An 18,058-nucleotide genomic window follows, 5' to 3' on the forward strand; every position below is an offset into this window, starting at 1 on the left:
CGGCGGGAGGTGAACCGCGTGTACGTCTGCTCATGCTTCGGTGTCACGGAGAAGCAGGTCAAGGAGCACGCGGACGCGGGCGCCTGCACGCCTCGCCAGATCGCCTCGGCCTGTAAGGCCGGAACCGACTGCGGCTCGTGCGTACGACGTATTCAGGCCATTCTCGGGCGCGGCAACTGCCCGCGGCGGGAGCTCCTGGACCAGGGGCTGCCCGCGCTCACCTCGGATCCTGAGGATCTGTCCGAGGATCTCTCCGAAGCTGCCTGACTCGCCTAGCTCGGCTGCTCGATCAGCGTCGAGATGTAGAGCGCCTCGCCGAGGTTCTCGATCAGCTCCAGCTGGGTGTCGAGGTAGTCGATGTGGTGCTCCTCGTCGGCCAGGATCTCCTCGAAGAGGTTCGCCGAGGTGATATCGCCCTTGGACCGCATGACGTCGATGCCGCGCTTGAGGCGGTCGATCGCCTCGACCTCCACCTGGCGGTCCGCCTCGAACATCTCCTTGACCGTCTGGCCCACCCGCACGTGGAAGAGCCGCTGGTAGTTCGGCAGGCCTTCCAGCAGCAGGATGCGCTCGGTGATCTTGTCCGCGTGCTTCATCTCATCGATGGACTCTTCGCGGGTGTACTTGGCGAGCTTGGTCCAGCCCTTGTTGTCCTGGATGCGGTAGTGCAGCCAGTACTGGTTGATGGCCGTCAGCTCGCCGGTCAGCTGCTCGTTGAGGAACTCGAGGACCTCGGGGTCGCCCTGCATCGCAGAGGCTCCTTCCACGCATGTCTACGCCGTGACTGGGCAGGATGGCCGCATCCTTGCACCGCGGATGAGGGCCGTCCAGTAAGTACAGGCTTAGTGGGAGTTGCCCCGAATCGAGCTGAAGTGCGAGGTTGGCTGGTCATGACCACCCCTCGCGGTCTGTCACCATGGATGACATGGGTCAGCCGGAGAGCGGGGTATACCGGGAAGCAGGGGAGTCGGATCTTCCGCCGGGGCAGCGGCTGCAGCGCGGCTGGCCGGTCACCCACTACGGCCCCGTCCCCAAGTTCAAGCCCGACCGCTGGGAGTTCCGGGTCTTCGGGGCGACGGCGGACGGCGAGAAGCACTGCTGGAACCACGAGGAGTTCTCGGCGCTTCCGTTCGCCACGGTCGAGGCCGATCTCCACTGCGTCACGAAATTCAGCATGCTCGGGGCCGAATGGGGTGGGGTGCCCGCCCGGACGATCCTGGAGCTGGCCCCGCCGGCCGCCAATGTCACGCATGTGATGGTCTGGGCCGAGTACGGCTTCAGCGCGAACCTGCGGCTCTCCGACTTCGCCGCGGAGCGCACGATCTTCGCCACCCACAAGGACGGTGAGCTGCTCACCGCCGAGCACGGCTTCCCGCTGCGGCTCGTGGTGCCGCATCTGTACGCCTGGAAGGGGCCCAAGTGGGTCCGGGGCGTGGAGTACATGACCGCCGATCGCCGCGGCTTCTGGGAGGAGCGCGGCTATCACAACATCGGCGATCCCTGGAAGGAGCAGCGGTACTCGTACCAGGAAGAGCCCGGGGACGGCCCCGAGCTCTGACTCCTGGTACTCCGTACGGCTCAGCCCCGTACGGCTCAGTGGTGGTACTGGTGGACCACCGCGTGGCCCTTGCCGCGGCCGATCATCCACTTGTTGACGGGTGTGGTGATCAGGAAGGCGACCAGGAAGGCGAAGGCCAGGGCGCCCCAGAAGAGCGCGTCCGAGAGGTGCGCGTCCATGGCTCCCGGCACCAGCAGCAGGACTCCGTTGTCGACGATCTCCATGACGGTGATGGAGAGGGTGTCGGCGGCGAGCGCGACGCCGATGGCGGCCTTCATGCTCAGTCCGGCACGGACGACCGCCCACAGGGTCAGCGAGTAGCCGAAGAAGAAGGCCAGGGCGATGGCGAGGACCATCGTCGGGGCGTTGCCCCAGGCGAGCGCGGTGCCGATGATCATGCCGAGGATCTCGCCGATGGCGCATCCGGTGAGGCAGTGCAGAGTGGCCTTCATCGCCATGGACCAGCTGACCGGGCCGGGGGTGTGGCCGTGGTGGCCTTCGTGGCCCGCGTGGTCGGTGTGGTTGGTGTGGCCTTCGTGGGTGCCGTGGCCTGCGTGGCTGCCGTGGTCGGCGTGGCCCACGTGAGCCTGGTGGCCCACGTGACCCTCGTGGCCGGCGTGACCCTCGTGCTCGGTGTCGTGGTGGGCGTGCGCTTCGTGCTGCATGGGGTCCCCCAGTGACCGGTATCGGCTCCTGCTGTCTCTCACCGGAACCGTATACCCCCTGGGGGTATTCCTCAATGGAATTGTCAGCCCCTGAGCTTCTTCAGCCTCTCCACGTCCGCAGTGTGGCCTTCCTTCCCGCCCGGCGTCTCGATGATCAACGGTACGCCGTCGGTCGCGTGGTGCCTCATGAGTTCCCGGAACGGCTCCTCGCCGATGTGGCCCGCCCCGATGTTCGCGTGCCGGTCCTTGTGCGCGCCGACGACGTCCTTGGAGTCATTGGCGTGGATCAGTTTCAGCCGGCCCTCGCCCACGGTCGCCACCAGCTGGTCGAGCATCTGCGTCATGCCGTGCGGCCCGGTCAGATCGTGGCCCGCCGCGAAGATGTGGCAGGTGTCGAGGCAGATCCCGAGCTTGGGATGGCGGTCGAGGGCCTCGAAGTACGGGCCGAAGTCCTCGGCGCGCGAGCAGAGCGAGGAGCCCTGCCCGGCCGTCGACTCCAGGAGCAGGAACGGGTCGTCCGGGTGCGTCAGCTCGTCGAGCAACGGCCGCATCCGCTCCCGTACCTGCGCCAGCGCCTCAGCGCGCGGACGGCCGCCGGTCGCCGAACCGGTGTGCACCACCACGCCCTTCGCCCCGATCTCCCGCCCCCGCCGCAGCGAGTGCCGCAGTGACTCGACCGACTTCTCGACGGTGGCCTCGGTGTGGGAGCCGAAGTTGATCAGGTACGGGGCGTGGACCCAGGCCGACAGGGACTCGGCCTCGCACGCGGCGCGGAACAGCTCGTCCTGCGCCGGGTTGCCCGGTGGGGTGGCCCAGCCGCGCGGATTGGCCACGAAGACCTGGACCGTCTCCGCGCCCAGGTCACGGGCGTAGCCCAGACCGACCGTGGCGAGGCCGCCGGCCACGGGGACATGGCCGCCGACGGGGTTGCGCATGAGTCTCTACAGTCCCTTGATCGTGATGGTGATGGTGGAGCCCTCGGGGGCCGTGCTGCCGCCCTCGACCGACTGGCCGGAGACCTTGTCGCCGAGGAAGGGGAAGGTCTTCTCGACCTTCACCTCGAAGCCCGCCCCTTCCAGCTTCGCGCGCGCGGCGTCGGTCGACTCGCCGGTCACGTCCGGGACCTCGATCATCCGCGGGCCCTTGGAGAGGGTGAGGACGATCCGGTCGCCCTTCGCGGCGCGGCTGCCCTCCGCGAGGGACTGGGCCGCGATCGTGCCGGCCTCCTCGGCGGAGTGGATCTGCTCGCTCGCGATCTCGACGGTGAGCCCGGCGTCCTGAAGCGTGCTGGTGGCGTCGGCCACCGTCTCGCCGGCCACGTCCGGGACGTCGATCGGGCGGCCCTTGCTGACGACGAGCGCCACGGCCGAGTCCGGGCTGCGCTCGGTGCCGGGCTCGGGGTCGGAGCTGATCACGGCGCCCTGCGCGATGTCCTGGCTGAACGCGCGGGTGATCACTCCGGCGGCCAGGCCCTCCTCGGCCAGGAGCCGCTTGGCCTCCGCCAGCGGCTTCCCCTTGAGGTTCGGGACCTTCACGATCTCGGGGCCCCGGGAGATCGTGAGCGTGACCGTGCCGTTGCCCCGGATCCGCGCGCCGGAGGCGGGGTCGGTGGCCATGACCGTGCCGCGCTCGTACGCCTCGCTGAACGCCCGCTTCGTCGCGCCGACCTCGAGCCCCGCGTCCTGGAGCCGCTTCGTCGCCTCGGCCTCCGACCGGCCGAGGACGGCCGGGACGCGGGTGAACTGGCCGGAATTGATGTACCAGACGCCCGCCCCGAGTCCGAGGGCGAGCAGGACGGCGGCGACGATCAGGAGCGGCCCGCGTGGTCGGCTTTTGCCGCCGTTCCGGCGCTGTGGCCCCGAATCGGGCGGCGGCACGGCCAGCCGGCTGGTGTGCTGCACGGTGTGCGCCTGCCGGGCCTCCGCGGGCAGGGCCCGGGGGATCACGCTGGTCCGGTCCTCGGACCCCGTGCGGTCCTCGGGGTGCGCCTGTGGCGGTACGGCGTCCAGCTGCTCGTCCCCGAGCGCGGCCCGCGCGTCCCGGGTCTGCGCGAGCAGCGCGACGGCGTCGTGCGGGCGGACGTCCGGGTTGCGGGCGGTGGCGCTCGCCACCAGCTCGTCCAGTTCGAGGGCGAGCCCGGGGACGGCCGCCGAGGGGGCCGGGACGTCGGTGTTCAGGTGCTGGAAGAGGACCTGGGCGGGGGTGTCCCCTGAGTGCGGCTTGCCGCCGGTCAGCATCTCGTACAGGGCGACACCGCAGGCGTACACGTCGGCACGGGTGTCCGCGGTGCCGTGCTCGATCTGCTCGGGGGCGAGGTACGAGACGGTGCCGAGAACGGAGCCGGTGGTGTTCGTGGCCGAGCCGACGGCCCGTACGAGACCGAAGTCGGCGACTTTCACGCGGCCGTCGTCCCCTATCAGGACGTTCTCCGGCTTCATGTCCCGGTGCACGAACCCGGCCCGGTGCGCGGCGCCCAGCGCGGCGAGCACGGGCTCCAGGATGTCGAGCGCCGCCCGCGGCTGGAGCGCCCCGCGCTCGCGCAGCACGTCGCGCAGGGTGCACCCGGCGACGTACTCCATGGCGAGGTAGACGTACGCGCCGTCCGCGCCCTGGTCGAAGACGCCGACGACGTTGGGGTGCGAGAGCCGGGCGACGGACTTCGCCTCACGGATGAAACGCTCGACGAACGTGGCGTCGGCGGCGAGGGCCGGGTGCATCACCTTGAGCGCGAGCACCCGGTCGAGGCGGATGTCGACGGCCCGGTAGACCGTGGCCATCCCGCCGACGGCGATGCGCGCGTCGACGCGGTAGCGGCCGTCGAGCAGCTGCCCGACGAGGGGGTCCTGAAGGGTCGTGTCCACGGCCCTGAGTTTACGAGCCCGGACGGCCGCCTCGGCCCGTCCCCCCGGACTGCAGCCCACCTGTGACGGGCAGCGGCTCCGTGGGTGCCGGGGGGGGCGAGGCGGAGGCGCCCGCAAGGGCGCCGTTCCGTTGTGCCCACCCGTTCCGCCCCAGCGGAACGAATGCCCACAACGGAGTGGGGTCAGAACGCCGGGCGTTCCGGGTCCAGGGCTGCGCGGCCCTCCGTCGGGGAGGAGGCCTCCGCGAAGTGGCGGCGGGGGATCCGGCCCGCCCGGTGGGCCAGGCGGCCCGCTTCCACCGCGTGGCGCATGCCCTCGGCCATCAGCACCGGGTCCTGCGCCCGCGTCACCGCGGAGGCCAGCATGACCGCCGAGCACCCCAGCTCCATCGCGAGCGCGACGTCCGAGGCCGTCCCGGCCCCCGCGTCCAGGATCACCGGCACGCCCGCGCGCTCCACGATCAGCTGGAAGTTGTGCGGGTTGCGGATCCCGAGCCCGGAGCCGATCGGCGAGCCCAGCGGCATGATCGCCGCACACCCGACGTCCTCCAGCTTCTGCGCGAGGACCGGGTCGTCGCTGGTGTACGGCAGGACCGTGAAGCCGTCGTCCACCAGCGCCTCCGCCGCGTCGAGCGTCTCGACCGGGTCCGGCAGCAGGGTCCGCTCGTCGGCGATGACCTCCAGCTTGATCCAGTCGGTGCCGAGCGCCTCGCGGGCCAGGCGCGCGGTCAGGACCGCCTCGCCCGCCGTGAAGCAGCCCGCCGTGTTCGGCAGGACGCGGATCGAGAGCCGGTTCAGGACGGACAGGACCGAGCCCCGCACGGTCGGGTCCAGGCGCCGCATGGCGACGGTCGTGAGCTCCGTACCGCTGACGGCCAGCGCGCGTTCGAGGACGTCCAGGCTCGGGGCCCCGCCCGTTCCCATGATCAGCCGGGAGGAGAACTCCGTACCGCCGAGGAGGAGGGTGTCGTCGGACATCGCGCTCAGCCTCCCTGTACGGCGGTGAGGACCTCGACCCGGTCGCCCTCGCCGAGGACGGTCGCGGACCACTGGCCGCGCGGCACGACGGTCTCGTTGACGGCCGCGGCCACGCCCGAGGGGGCGGCCGTCAGCGTCGCCACCAGGGCGTCGAGGGTCGTGGGCCCGGCGAGGACACGGGCCTCGCCGTTGACGGAGACGTTCAGGGAGAGGGTCATGCGGGCTGCTCCTGACGGACGGGGGAGAAGCGGCGGGGAGTGAAGGGGCGGGCCTCGTCCGGAAGCACGCCGGTGGTGAGGAGAGCGGCCATGACGTCGCCGGTGACCGGGGTGAGCAGGACCCCGTTGCGGTAGTGCCCGGTGGCCAGCTGGAGGCCGGGCAGCGCGGTCGGGCCGAGCAGCGGCGCGTTGTCCGGCGACGCGGGCCGCAGACCCGCCCGCGTCTCGGTGAGCGGCAGCTCGGTGAGGCCCGGTACGAGTTCGTGGGCGTCGCGCAGCAGCTCGTAGACGCCGCCCGCCGTGACGGTGGTGTCCCAGCCCAGCTCCTCGCTGGTCGCGCCGACCACCAGCTCGCCGTTCTCGCGCGGCACCAGATAGACGTGGCTGCCGCGGACGACGGCCCGGACGGTCCGGGACAGGAACGGCGCGAACGCGGGCGGCACGGTGAGCCGCAGCACCTGTCCCTTGACGGGCCGTACGGGAGGCAGGACCTCGTCGGGTACGCCCGCGAGCCGCCCGCTGAGGCTGCCCGCGGCGAGCACGACCTGGTCGGCCTCCAGCGCGCCCCCGTCCGCGAGCACGACGCCCGCCGCCCGGTCCCGTACCACCGTCAGCCGCTCGGCGCGGGCCCGGTGGAAGATCACCCCGGCCCGTTCGCAGGCGGTGACGAGGGCGGCCGCGAGCCGCCGCGGGTCGACCTGGTGGTCCCCGTCGACCCGCAGTCCGCCGCGCACGCCCGGGGCCAGCATCGGCTCCAGGCGGCGGCAGTCGCGCCCGCTGAGCCACTCCGACTCCAGGCCGCTGCGGACCTGAAGGGCGTGCAATTCGCGCAGATGCGCCCGGTCGTCGGCGTCGAGCGCGACGGCGAGCGTGCCGCAGGCGCGGTAGCCGACGTCGTGACCGGTGGCGTCCGTCAGCTCGGCGACGAACTCCGGATAGCGGCGCGCGGAGGCGAGGTTGAGGGCGAGCAGCGTCTCCTCGCCGTAGTGCAGTTCGGTGACGGCGGCCAGCATCCCGGCAGCCACCCGGGCGGCCCCGCCGCCCGGCTCTGGGTCCACGACCGCGGTGCTCAGCCCGCGCTGCGCGGCCCGCCAGGCCGTGACCAGGCCGATGATTCCGCCCCCGATGACGAGAACGTCAGATGTACTGCATGTACTGCATGTACGCGACATGGGCGTCCAGCCCCTCCCTTCGCCGGCATGACCCGGATCAGGTTCGTACGGTCGGAGGCCGGCCAGCCTCCCTCTCAGCCCGGTGCGTCCGGGCTCCCGCGAGTGCTCTACGTTGACGGTCAGACTAACCCCCGCCTCCGACGCCCAGTAAGGGAGCCTCCGCCGTGGCCCGACGGGGCGCGTTCGGCGGGAGGAGAGCTGGGCAGGGGAGTCCCGGGAGGGCTCCGGCGCCGGCGTCGTGGAGCAGCCGCCTTCCTGACGGTGCGTCAGATCGTTAAGGTGATCGGGTGAGCGAGCAGAAGCAGGCACAGCAGCGGGTCGTCGTCGTGGGCGCCGGGATGGCGGGGGTCCAGACCGCCGTCGCCCTGCGCGAGCAGGGCTTCACCGGACCGGTCACCCTCATCGGGGCCGAGCCCCACCAGCCCTACGACCGCCCGCCCCTCTCCAAGGCGGTCCTCCTCGGCAAGGCCGAGGACTCCGCCTTCGACGTCGACTTCGAGTCCCTCTCCATCGAGCTGCGCCTCGGCCTCGACGTGACCGGCCTGCGCGCCGACGACCACGAGATCGACACCGAGGCCGGGCCCGTCCCGTACGACGTCCTGGTCCTCGCCACCGGCGCCGAACCGGTCACCCTGCCCGGCACCGAGGGCGTCCCCGGGGTCCATCTGCTGCGCACCCTGGACGACGCCGCCCGCCTCAAGCCCGTCCTGGAGCAGCGCCACGACATCGTGGTCGTCGGCGCCGGCTGGATCGGCGCCGAGTTCGCCACCGCCGCGCGCGAGGCCGGGTGCGCGGTCACCGTCGTCGAGGCCGCCGACCGCCCGCTCGCCGGCGCGCTGCCCGCCGAGGTCGCCGCCCCGATGACCAGCTGGTACGCGGAGAGCGGCGCCGAACTCCTCACCCACGCGCGCGTGGACCGGATCGAACCCGGTGCGGTCCACCTCGCCGACGGCCGGCGGCTGCCCGCCGACGCGGTCGTCGTCGGCATCGGCGCCCGCCCCGCCACCCGCTGGCTCGCCGGCTCCGGCATCGCCCTCGACGCGGACGGCTCCGTCACCGCCGACGACCGGCTGCGCACCTCCCTCCCCGACGTGTACGCCGTCGGCGACTGCGCCTCCTTCCCCTCCGCCCGCTACGGCGCCCGGCTCCTCGTCCACCACTGGGACAACGCCCTCCAGGGCCCCCGGACCGTCGCCGCCGACATCATCGGCGAGGCGCCCCAGCCCTACGACCCCGTGCCGTACTTCTGGTCCGAGCAGTTCGGCCGCTTCGTCCAGTACGCCGGACACCACACCGGCGCCGACGGGCTGGTGCACCGCGGCGACCCGGCCGAGCCCTCCTGGTCCGTGCTGTGGCTGCGCGAGGGCGTCCTGGTCGCCCTGCTCGCCGTCGGCCGCCCCCGCGACCTGACCCAGGGCCGCAAGCTGATCGAGTCCGCCGCGCGGCTCGACCCGGAGCGCGCCGCCGACCCGTCCGTCCCCCTGAAGGCGGCAGTCCTGTAGGGCCCGACTACCGACTGTCAGTCCGGGATGGCAGGCTTGTCCACGTGACCGAGATTGACGCAAGAATCGATGCTCTCGTCCCCGCCTGGCTCTACCTCCCCGACATCGCGGAAATGCTCGATGTCGAGGTGACGCGCGTGCGGCAGCTGGTCAAGGAGGGCCAGCTCATCGCCGTGCGCCGTGGGGAGAACAAGGCGCTTCAGGTGCCCGCCGCTTTCATCGACGGCGACAAGGTGGTCAAGGGGCTCTCCGGCACCCTGACCCTCCTGAAGGACGACGGCTTCACCGACGAAGAGATGCTGGAGTGGCTCTTCACTCCTGACCCGACCCTGCCGGGCACGCCCGCGCAGGCCCTCAGCGAGAATCGCGGCACGGAGGTGAAGCGCCGCGCCCAGGCGCTCGCCGTCTGACGTACCGAAGACACCACAGGAGGCCCTTGGGGGCCGGGCCCGCCCGGCCCCCAGGGACCACCGCACCCAACGGGGGGAACCACGCATGCCCACGCCCACGCCTCGCGAGCAGCTCGCCGACGCCCGGCTCTACCTGTGCACGGACGCCCGCAGGCGCCAGGGTGACCTCCCCGCCTTCCTCGACGCCGTGCTCTCCTCCGGCGTGGACATCGTGCAGCTGCGCGACAAGGGCATGGAGGCTGCCGAGGAGCTGGAGCACCTCGCGGTCTTCGCCGAGGCGTGCCGCCGGCACGGCAAGCTCCTCTCCGTGAACGACCGGGCCGACGTCGCCCACGCCATCGGCGCCGACGTGCTGCACCTGGGCCAGGGCGACCTGCCCGTGCCCGCCGCCCGGGCGATCCTCGGCGACGAGGTGTTGATCGGGCGCTCCTGCCACGCCGAGTCCGAGGTGGCCGCGGCCGCCGCCGAGCCGGGCGTGGACTACTTCTGCACCGGCCCCTGCTGGCCCACCCCGACCAAGCCGGGGCGGTACGCACCCGGCCTCGGCCTCGTGCGGTACGCGGCCGACCTGGAGGCCTCCCAGGGCCAGGACCGGCCCTGGTTCGCCATCGGCGGGATCGACGAGACGAACCTGGACGAGGTCCTGGACGCGGGCGCCCGCCGGATCGTCGTCGTCCGGGCGATCACCGAGGCCGACGACCCCGCCGCGGCGGCGGCCCGCCTGGCCAAGCGGGTCCGCGAGCGCCTGGCCTAGGCCGTCCGCGAGCGCCTGGCCTGCGGCTGGGCCGGTGCCTGCCTTGTCGTAAACGTCCGAGGCCGGCACTGTCGTAACGTCCGAGCATCCCGCCCCGCCTCTGGGATGTTGTCCAAAAACGTGTCCATCACCCGGACACCGCTTCGTTGGCCGTGGGACCCCGTCTAACCTGCCGGTATGGCCCTTGGAACCGCCTCCACCCGCTCGGACCGCGCGCGAACGGTCCGCGACATCCTCGCCTCCGGCAGGCCTTCGTACTCCTTCGAGTTCTTCGCCCCCCGGACCGAGAAGGGCGAGCGGAGCCTGTGGAACGCCCTGCGCCGCGTCGAGGCGGTCGGCCCGAGCTTCGTCTCCGTGACCTACGGCGCCGGCGGCTCCACCCGCGGCGGCACGGTCAAGGCCACCCAGAAGATCGCCGGCGACACCACCCTCACCCCCGTCGCCCACCTCACCGCCGTCGACCACTCGATCGCCGAGCTGCGCAACGTCCTGGGCCAGTACGCCGACGCCGGCATCCGCAACATGCTCGCGCTGCGCGGCGACCCGCCCGGCGACCCGCTCGGTGAGTGGATCGAGCACCCCGAGGGCGTCCGGTACGCCGCCGACCTCGTCCGGCTGATCAAGGAGTCCGGCGACTTCTGCGTGGGCGTCGCCGCCTTCCCCGAGATGCACCCGCGCTCCGTCGACTGGGACACGGACATCCGTCACTTCGTGGACAAGTGCCGGGCCGGCGCGGACTACGCCATCACCCAGATGTTCTTCGACCCCGAGAACTATCTGCGGATGCGCGACAGCGTGGTGAAGACCGGCTGCGAGACGCCGATCATCCCCGAAGTCATGCCCGTGGTGAACGTGAAGACCCTCGACCGGCTGCCCCAGCTGAGCAACGCGCTCTTCCCCGCCGCCGTGAAAGACCGCATCCTCGCCGTCAAGGACGATCCCGCCGCTGTACGCTCCATTGGCATCGAGTTCGCGACGGAGTTCTGCGCACGTCTGCTCTCCGAGGGTGTCCCCGGACTGCACTTCATCACGCTGAACAACTCCACCGCGACGCTGGAGATCTACGAGAATCTCGGACTGCACGTGCAGTCGTGACCGGCGTACCCGCCCCAGACCCGCGGCGGTGGCCGTAGGAGAGGGGCGGGCATGGGGTGGACGGTCCTCTACATCGCGTTCGGTGTCGTCGCGTTGTGGCTCCTGGGTGAAGTCCTCCTGCAGTACAAGGCGAGGCTGCGCTGGCGCCTCCTCGCCTTCGGCGGCTTCCTCGGGGTCGTGCTCGGCGTTCTGCTGACGTCCGTCGCGCTGATCATCGTGGGCGCGGTGGCCTTCGCCGTCGGTCAGACCTACGTGACCCTGTCCTTCCGCCGCGGCTTCTCAACGGGCTGGGCGCTCGGCGGTAGCCCCGGCGCGAGCCGGCGCCGCAGGTCGGCCCCGCCGGCCGAGACCGGCCCCACGCTGGAGGTCAGCGACCTCTCCTACGAGTCGGCCGAGTACGAGCCGGCCGACCCCACGCCCGCCGAGACCACCGCGGTCTACGAGCCCCAGCCGATGCCCGAGGACACCGGCCAGTACGGCGTCTACACCGGCGCGTACGACCACTCCCAGGCCCACGCCCAGGCCCAGCCCGAGACCCCGCAGCCTGCGTACGGCGGCTATGACGGCTACGACGGCTATGGAGCGCCTGCTTACGGGCAGCAGCCCGGCTACGAACAGCCGGCGTACGAGCAGCCCGCCTACGACTACGGCACCGGCCAGCAGCAGTACGCCGCCTACTCCGACCCGTACATCGGCCCCAGCACGGACGGCCAGCAGTACGCCGCGTACGACTACGGCACCGCGGGCCAGCAGCCCTACGCGGACCCGTACGCGCCCTCGTACAGCTACGACACGCCGCCCGGCGGGGTGTGGGTGCCGCAGCAGCGCGACGACGAGCCGCAGGGCCAGGAGTACTACGGCTACGGCAACGACCAGCAGTACCGGTACTGATCGCGGTTACTGGGAGCCGCGGAAGCTGTCGCCCTCCACGATGAGGCCCGCGACCAGCGCGCCCGACATGCCCGCGTGGGCCAGCCCGCCCCCGGGGTGGGACCAGCCGCCGGCGAAGTACAGGCCGGGGAGCGGGGAGCGGTTGGACGCGGGGAGGAACACGCCCCGGCCGCCCGCGAGCGCGGGGCCGGGCACCTCGGCGGTGCCCGTCTCCCGCAGCGTGTCCTCCGGGGTACGGACCTGCTGCCAGAGCAACCGCTCCCGGAGCCCCGGAACGGCCGACTCCGCCGCCGCGACCATCTCCTCGGCGATCTCGTCCCAGTCGTACTCGGGGTGGATCCGCACCGTCGCGGAGACCGTCACCGACTCGTGCGCGTCATCGGGGCGCAGCTCCGGATCGTCCGGCCGCAGCACGGTCACGGTGGGCAGGTCCCCGCTCGCGTGGACGACCGTGCGGTGCGCCGCGTCCGCCTCCCGGGCCCCGCGAAGGGCCAGACAAACCGTCAAACGGCCTGTCAGGTCAAGCTCTTCCCCCTGGGCGACCACATGGTCCCGGTAGAGCGCGGGGACGGGCGCGCCCGCCACGACGTGGTCCGCCTCGATGACGTCGCCCCCCTCCAGCCGGATGCCCGTCGCCCGGCCGTCCTTCTCCACCACATCGACGACGGGCGCGTCGAAGACGAACTCCACCCGCCGCTTCACGCACCGCTGATACACCGCGTCCGCGAGCGCCCGGATGCCACCACGCACGTACCAACTCCCGAAGGTCTGCTCCATGTACGGCAGGACGGCGGCGGACGCGGGGGCGGTGGCCGGATCGAAGCCGTACGCCCAGGCGTACGCGTCGAGGAGCGCGACGAGCCGGGGGTCGCGCAGCTCCCGCGCGCCGACCTGCGCCAGCGTGGTCGTGGGGCGCCGCAGCAGCCCCGCCTTCAGCGCCGGGTACGGCTCACGGGCGAGCGGCGCGGTGTCTGCCGGCTGCGGCTCTTCGAGGAGGGGACGGCGCGTGCGGTCCCAGGCCTCGCGGGCCCGGACCAGGAAGTCGCCCCAGCGCTCGCCCGCGCCCGCCCCGAGCGCCGCGTCCAGGGCGGAGACCGTGCCCGCCCGCGAGGCGTTCGGCAGGTCCACGCGGGTGCCGTCGGCGAAGACATGACGGCTCGCCGGGTCGACCTGCGTCAGCTCGACGCAGTCCTCCAGAGGCTCCTTGCCGGTCTTGACGAACAGATCGCGGTAGACCGCGGGCAGATGCAGCAGCCCGGGGCCGGTGTCGAAGCCGAACCCGTCCCGCTCGAAGCGACGCACCGCACCGCCGTACGTCCCGCCGCGCTCGTACACCGTCACCCGGTGGCCCGCCACGGCCAGCCGGGCGGCCGCCGCCATGGCGCCCATGCCCGCGCCGATCACCACAATCCGTGCCATGTCAGCGACCCTATCGGCCGCCACCGACAGATCAGTCGGGTGGTGGGCTCGCCTCCGCGGTCGCCAGGCGGCGCCCCTCCCGCCGCTCTTGCCGCCGCTGCGCCCTGCGGCGCAGGAAGCGGCGGATGCTGTGGGCGAGGAAGCCCAGTATCACCAGGCCGAGCACGAGGAGGACGGCCGCGATGATCGCCGCCGCCTCCGGGTTGAAGACCGCGAAGGTGATGATCCCGGCGACCCCGAGGTCCTCGGCCAGGCTCATGGCGACGTTGGAGAACGGCTCCGGCGAGGTGTTGATCGCCATCCGGGTGCCGGCCTTGACGAAGTGGCTCAACAGGGCGGTCGTACCGCCGACCGCGCCGGCGGCGAGTTCCGGCAGCGAACCGGACTGCCCGGCGAGCAGGGCGGCGACCACGGCGCCGGAGATCGGCCGGATCACCGTATGGACGGAGTCCCAGACGGAGTCGACATAGGGGATCTTGTCCGCCACCGCCTCGCAGAGGAACAGCACCCCGGCGGCGATCAGGACGTCGGTGCGCTGCAGCGACTCGGGCACCTCGTCGGTGAGGCCGGTCGCGCCGAAGATGCCGAACAGCAGAATCACCGCGTACGCGTTGATCCCGCTCGCCCAGCCGCTGGTGAAGACCAGAGGGAGTACGGACACGCCCGCGATCGTAACCAGGTCTGAGTACCCGTACCTAGACGATGAGATGAGTAGATACGCGGATGGGCTCCCACCTGCGATGACGAGAGAGTGGGGAGCACGGAAGGGGCGTGGCTCCGGGACCGCCGACACGGGGTGGCGGAACGGGGCCGCGCGCCTGCCGGCACGGGGGTGCACAACGGGGGCACGGGGGTGCACGGGGGTGCGAAACGCCGGACGGCGAGGCTCGGGGGGATCGAGCCTCGCCGTCCGGTGTTTTCCGTTGTCCGCACCAGGCCTAACGGCCGCTCACGCGCCCGTGCAGCAGCCGCGACAGGGCGCTGTGCACGTCGTCGATCGAGCGCTCCCGCTGGAAGGCCTGCCAGTCGAGCGCGGCCACCAGGACCATCCCGACCAGCGCCGCCGCGGTGAGCGGGATGTCGATCTCCTCGCTCAGCTCGCCCTCCTCGACCCCCTCGCGCAGCACGCCCTCCACCACCGCGACCGCCTGCTGACGGACCACCAGGAGGGTCGAGTTCCAGGCCCGGTTGGTGCGCCAGAGCTCGGCCACGTACAGCTGGGTGAAGGCCGGATAGCGGTCGATGAAGACCAGGCCGGCCCGGATCATCGCGTCCAGCGCGTCGACCCGGCTCCCGCCCCGCTCCGCCGTCTCCTCGGCCGCCGCCCGCAGGGAGGCGGTGAGCAGCCCGACGCCGTGCCGCAGCAGCTCCTCGAAGAGCTCGGTCTTGCTCTTGAAGTTGTAGTAGACCGTGCCCTTGGCGACACCCGCGCGCTCGGCGATCTCGTCCACCGTCGTCGCCGAGAAGCCCTGCTCGGCGATGAGGGTGACGGCGGCCTCGTAGAGCTTCGCGCGCGTGGCCTGGCGTCTGGTGCTGCTGCTGTCCATGTGCTCGATTCTCACAGGTCTCGCGGGCGTCTCAGGCGCGGGTTCACAGGGTCAGTTCCGGGTGGAGGCGGTCCAGGGTCCACACCTGCCTGCGCCGCGCGGAGACGGCCGTCAGCGCCAGCGCGCCCACCGTGAACGCGACCAGGACCGCGCACGCCTGCCAGACCGGACCGATCCCGCCGCCCGAGATGAGCCGGCGCAGCGACTCGACCACGTAGCTCATCGGCAGGAAGGGGTGGATCGCGTTGAAGAAGCCCGGGCTGGTCTGTACGGGGTACGTGCCGCCCGCCGAGGTCAGCTGGAGCATGAGCACGGCGAGCACCAGGATCCGGCCGGCCGCGCCGAAGCGGGCATTGAGCCACTGGATGATCGCGGCGAAGCAGCAGGTCACCAGGGCCAGGAAGCCGACCGTCCCGGCGGCCCTGGCCATCTGGAGGCCGAGCCCCCAGTGCAGCACCGACATCAGCGCGGCGACCTGGAGCAGCCCGATGGCCGCGACGGGCAGCCAGCCGGCCAGGGCGATCCGCCAGGCGGATGCGCCGGCGGCGAGGGCGCGCCGGTTGAGCGGCTGGATGATCATGTACGCGACCATCGCGCCGACCCAGAGGGAGAGCGGGATGAAGTACGGGGCGAAGCCGGTGCCGTAGTTGGGCGCCTTGTGGAGCGACTGGGAGGCGAGTTCGACCGGGTCGGCCATGACCTCCGTACGCCGGTCGCGGTCCTGCTTGTCGTAGTCGGGGATCCTGTCGACGCCGTCCTTGAGGCCGGTGGCCAGCTCGCCGGATCCGTCGGCGAGTTTGAACAGTCCGCCGTCGAGGTCCCCGGCGCCCTTCTTCAGCTTGCCGACCCCGGTGTCGAGGCTCGAAGAGCCGGTCTTGGCGCCGGTGAGGCCGGTGTGGAGCTCGTCGGCACCCTTGGCGACCTTCTGGGCGCCCTCGTTCAGCTTGTTGATCTTCTTGACGGCGCCTTCGAGGTCGTCGTCCAGGTGCGGGGCGGCCTTGGCGAGCTCGTTGGCCTGCTTCTGCACGGCCGCGAGCCGGGTGTCCAGCTTCTTCAGGTCGCCGTCGCTGTCCCTGGCCAGCTCGTGGAGATCGTCGGCGATTCTGGCCACGTCGTCCGCCGAGACCTTGGCCTCCTTGAGGACCGGGCAGGTCTTGGGGTCGGGCAGTGGGTTGTCGACGCACTGCTTCTTGTGGAGGGCCTCCAGCTTGTCGTCGGCCAGGTGCGCGGCGGTGCGCGCCACCGGGGCGCGCCGGACCACATCCTCGAGGTCGTGGCGGACGGCCGCGGCGGAGTCGGCGACCAGCCGGGCGGTGTCGCCGATCGTCTTGCCGTTGTTCTTCAGGTACGGGCGGACCTTGTCGGCCGTCCCGTTGACCTTGTCGGCGAGCGCCTTGGTTCCGTCCGCGACCTGCCGGGAGCCGGTCTCCAGGTCGCCCGCGCCCTTGTCGAGCTTCTTCAGGCCGGAGGCCAGGTTCCCGCTGCCGGCCTTGGCGTCCTTCAGCCCGTCGGCCAGGCTCTTGGAGCCCTTCTTGGCCTTGTCCACGCCCTCCTTGAGGTCACCCGCGCCCTTGGCCGCCTCGGCGGTGGCGTCGTGGATGTCGGAGAAGGAGATGAAGATCTTGTCGAGGAAGGAGCGCGAGGACTTGGTGGAGGCGGCGGTGCGCACCTCGGAGAAGACCGTCCGCGAGATCTGCCCGACGATGTAGTTGTTGGCGTCGTTCGTACGGACCTTCAGCGCGCCCGTCTCGGGGGAGTCGCCCGAGCTGGAGGCGATGCGGGCGCTGAGGTCGCCCGGCATGGTCAGCGACAGGTAGTACGTGCCGTCCTCCACGCCCTCGCGGGCCTCGGCGTCGCTCACCTCGTGCCACTCGAAGACCTTGCTGTCCAGCAGGCCCTCGGTGATGTCGTCACCGGCGTTGATCTTCTTGCCGTCGGCGGTGGCGCCCTTGTCGTCGTTGACGAGCGCGACGGGTATCCGGTCGAGCCTGCTGTACGGGTCCCAGAAGGACCACAGGTACAGCGCGCCGTACAGCAGCGGCAGCAGCAGGATCGCGACGAGTGCGGCGCGCGGCAGCTTCCCCCTGCCGAACCGCTTCAGCTCAAGCGCAGCCAGTTTCGGCGAGCGCATCGGCTTCCCCCTCCTCGGTCGTGGTCGTGTCTTCGGTGGCGTCGTCGGCGTCGTTGTCGGCGCCGTCCGCGGCGGTGGTGACTTTCAGGGCGCCCTCAGGGGCCTCGCTGCACACGGCGAGCACGGTCGTGCCGGCGTCGGCGATCGAGCGCAGCAGGGCCCAGGCCTCGGCCCGGTCGGCTGCCGAGAGCTTGAGGTCGGTGTCGTCGAGGGCGAGCAGCCGGGGCCGGCCGATCAGGGCCAGGGCCACGGACAGGCGCAGCGCCTCCAGCCGTTCCAGGTCCCGTACGGAGGTCCGCTCGGCCTTCGGCAGGGCGTCCAGGTCGAGCCCCGAGGCCTCCAGGGCCGCGTCGATCCGGGCCTGGGTGGCGGCGGCCCGCTCGGAGGGCGGGCGGAGCAGGGCCCGCACGGCGCCGTCGTAGCGGCGCTGGAGCAGGGCGCGCTCGCGCAGATGCTCGGCGACGGTGAGGGCGGGGTCCAGGTCGCTGACCCCGGGCACCGGACCGAGCGCGCTGATCCGGCGCACGGCGGCCATCCTGCGGGGCAGCGGGAGCCCGGCGACCTCGGCGTGGCCCTCCTGGGGCTTCATCCGGCCGGTCAGCGCGAGCAGCAGACAGGTGCGGCCCGATCCCGAGGGTCCCTCGATCGCGACGAGCGAGCCGGGTTCGGCCCGGAAGGCGACCTCGCGGAAGACCCAGCCGCGCGGCCCCTTCAGCCCGAATCCGTCCGCGACGACGGCGGCGCCGTGCGGCTCCTCCGGCTTCGCTTCCACCGGTCCACCCCCCACATTCCCCTTTTGAACTGACCAGTCAGTGCAAAAACTTACCCCGCTCTCGCCGATCTCGGCAAAACCCCAGG

19 protein-coding genes and 1 riboswitch are annotated in these 18,058 nt (G+C 71.9%); of the genes, 7 read left to right on the plus strand and 12 right to left on the minus strand.

Annotation, left to right across the window (positions count from 1 at the left end; all coding sequences use genetic code 11):
- Positions 1-9: 9 nt before the first annotated feature.
- Positions 10-267, plus strand: coding sequence for a (2Fe-2S)-binding protein (locus tag ACZ4VI_RS22375; protein WP_468001652.1), 258 nt, complete (start codon positions 10-12; stop codon positions 265-267).
- Positions 268-272: 5 nt separating this feature from the next.
- Here ACZ4VI_RS22375 and bfr read toward each other — a convergent pair whose 3' ends face one another.
- Entirely contained in the window at positions 273-749 is a 477-nt protein-coding gene (bfr, locus tag ACZ4VI_RS22380) for a bacterioferritin (RefSeq protein WP_468001654.1), read from the minus strand.
- A 176-nt stretch (positions 750-925) separates the two neighbouring features.
- On the opposite strand from bfr, the gene ACZ4VI_RS22385 reads away from it, so the two are divergent.
- Positions 926-1,558, plus strand: coding sequence for a sulfite oxidase-like oxidoreductase (locus ACZ4VI_RS22385; protein ID WP_468001655.1), 633 nt, complete (start codon positions 926-928; stop codon positions 1,556-1,558).
- 35 nt (positions 1,559-1,593) lie between these two features.
- On the opposite strand, the gene ACZ4VI_RS22390 is transcribed toward ACZ4VI_RS22385, so the two are convergent.
- The 6 genes from ACZ4VI_RS22390 to thiO form a co-directional block, all read right to left on the minus strand.
- Positions 1,594-2,223, minus strand: coding sequence for a DUF4396 domain-containing protein (locus tag ACZ4VI_RS22390; protein WP_468001657.1), 630 nt, complete (start codon positions 2,221-2,223; stop codon positions 1,594-1,596).
- Between the two features lie 83 nt (positions 2,224-2,306).
- Positions 2,307-3,158, minus strand: coding sequence for a deoxyribonuclease IV (locus ACZ4VI_RS22395; protein WP_468001658.1), 852 nt, complete (start codon positions 3,156-3,158; stop codon positions 2,307-2,309).
- A gap of 6 nt (positions 3,159-3,164) precedes the next feature.
- Positions 3,165-5,084 (minus strand): Stk1 family PASTA domain-containing Ser/Thr kinase, encoded by a 1,920-nt coding sequence (gene pknB, locus ACZ4VI_RS22400; RefSeq protein WP_468001660.1) that lies wholly within the window; start codon positions 5,082-5,084, stop codon positions 3,165-3,167.
- Positions 5,085-5,266: 182 nt separating this feature from the next.
- Complete coding sequence (locus ACZ4VI_RS22405) at positions 5,267-6,061, minus strand: thiazole synthase (RefSeq protein WP_468001662.1); 795 nt, start codon at positions 6,059-6,061, stop codon at positions 5,267-5,269.
- Between the two features lie 5 nt (positions 6,062-6,066).
- Entirely contained in the window at positions 6,067-6,279 is a 213-nt protein-coding gene (thiS, locus tag ACZ4VI_RS22410) for a sulfur carrier protein ThiS (protein ID WP_468001664.1), read from the minus strand.
- Entirely contained in the window at positions 6,276-7,451 is a 1,176-nt protein-coding gene (gene thiO / locus ACZ4VI_RS22415) for a glycine oxidase ThiO (RefSeq protein WP_468001666.1), read from the minus strand. Before thiO ends, thiS begins: the two co-directional genes overlap by 4 nt.
- Positions 7,449-7,561: riboswitch (TPP riboswitch) on the minus strand. Its footprint overlaps the gene before it by 3 nt.
- 177 nt (positions 7,562-7,738) lie before the next feature.
- Between thiO and ACZ4VI_RS22420 the strand changes: the two genes are divergently transcribed.
- The 5 genes from ACZ4VI_RS22420 (at position 7,739) to ACZ4VI_RS22440 (ending at position 12,103) form a co-directional block, all read left to right on the plus strand.
- Positions 7,739-8,953 (plus strand): NAD(P)/FAD-dependent oxidoreductase, encoded by a 1,215-nt coding sequence (locus ACZ4VI_RS22420; RefSeq protein WP_468001668.1) that lies wholly within the window; start codon positions 7,739-7,741, stop codon positions 8,951-8,953.
- A 44-nt stretch (positions 8,954-8,997) separates the two neighbouring features.
- Positions 8,998-9,363, plus strand: a complete 366-nt coding sequence (locus ACZ4VI_RS22425) for an Rv2175c family DNA-binding protein (RefSeq protein ID WP_158986532.1) — start codon at positions 8,998-9,000, stop codon at positions 9,361-9,363.
- An 85-nt stretch (positions 9,364-9,448) separates the two neighbouring features.
- Positions 9,449-10,117 carry a thiamine phosphate synthase gene (gene thiE / locus ACZ4VI_RS22430; protein WP_468001670.1) on the plus strand — a complete coding sequence of 223 codons (669 nt, stop codon included), beginning with the start codon at positions 9,449-9,451 and terminating at the stop codon, positions 10,115-10,117.
- A gap of 177 nt (positions 10,118-10,294) precedes the next feature.
- The gene (metF, locus tag ACZ4VI_RS22435; RefSeq protein WP_468001672.1) at positions 10,295-11,212 is read left to right on the plus strand and encodes a methylenetetrahydrofolate reductase [NAD(P)H]; all 918 of its coding nucleotides are present in this window, start codon (positions 10,295-10,297) and stop codon (positions 11,210-11,212) included.
- 51 nt (positions 11,213-11,263) lie between these two features.
- Complete coding sequence (locus tag ACZ4VI_RS22440) at positions 11,264-12,103, plus strand: hypothetical protein (RefSeq protein WP_468001674.1); 840 nt, start codon at positions 11,264-11,266, stop codon at positions 12,101-12,103.
- 6 nt (positions 12,104-12,109) lie between these two features.
- On the opposite strand, the gene ACZ4VI_RS22445 is transcribed toward ACZ4VI_RS22440, so the two are convergent.
- The 5 genes from ACZ4VI_RS22445 to ACZ4VI_RS22465 form a co-directional block, all read right to left on the minus strand.
- Complete coding sequence (locus ACZ4VI_RS22445; RefSeq protein WP_468001676.1) at positions 12,110-13,522, minus strand: phytoene desaturase family protein; 1,413 nt, start codon at positions 13,520-13,522, stop codon at positions 12,110-12,112.
- 31 nt (positions 13,523-13,553) lie between these two features.
- Complete coding sequence (locus ACZ4VI_RS22450; protein WP_468001678.1) at positions 13,554-14,183, minus strand: DUF4126 domain-containing protein; 630 nt, start codon at positions 14,181-14,183, stop codon at positions 13,554-13,556.
- 277 nt (positions 14,184-14,460) lie between these two features.
- Positions 14,461-15,069, minus strand: coding sequence for a TetR/AcrR family transcriptional regulator (locus ACZ4VI_RS22455; protein WP_468001680.1), 609 nt, complete (start codon positions 15,067-15,069; stop codon positions 14,461-14,463).
- 43 nt (positions 15,070-15,112) lie between these two features.
- Positions 15,113-17,200: a YhgE/Pip family protein gene (locus ACZ4VI_RS22460; RefSeq protein WP_468001682.1), complete on the minus strand. Its 2,088-nt coding sequence runs from the start codon at positions 17,198-17,200 to the stop codon at positions 15,113-15,115.
- Positions 17,172-17,972: an ATP-binding cassette domain-containing protein gene (locus ACZ4VI_RS22465; protein WP_468001684.1), complete on the minus strand. Its 801-nt coding sequence runs from the start codon at positions 17,970-17,972 to the stop codon at positions 17,172-17,174. Before ACZ4VI_RS22465 ends, ACZ4VI_RS22460 begins: the two co-directional genes overlap by 29 nt.
- Positions 17,973-18,058 lie beyond the last annotated feature (86 nt).

The organism is Streptomyces sp. NPDC029169 (assembly GCF_055563935.1).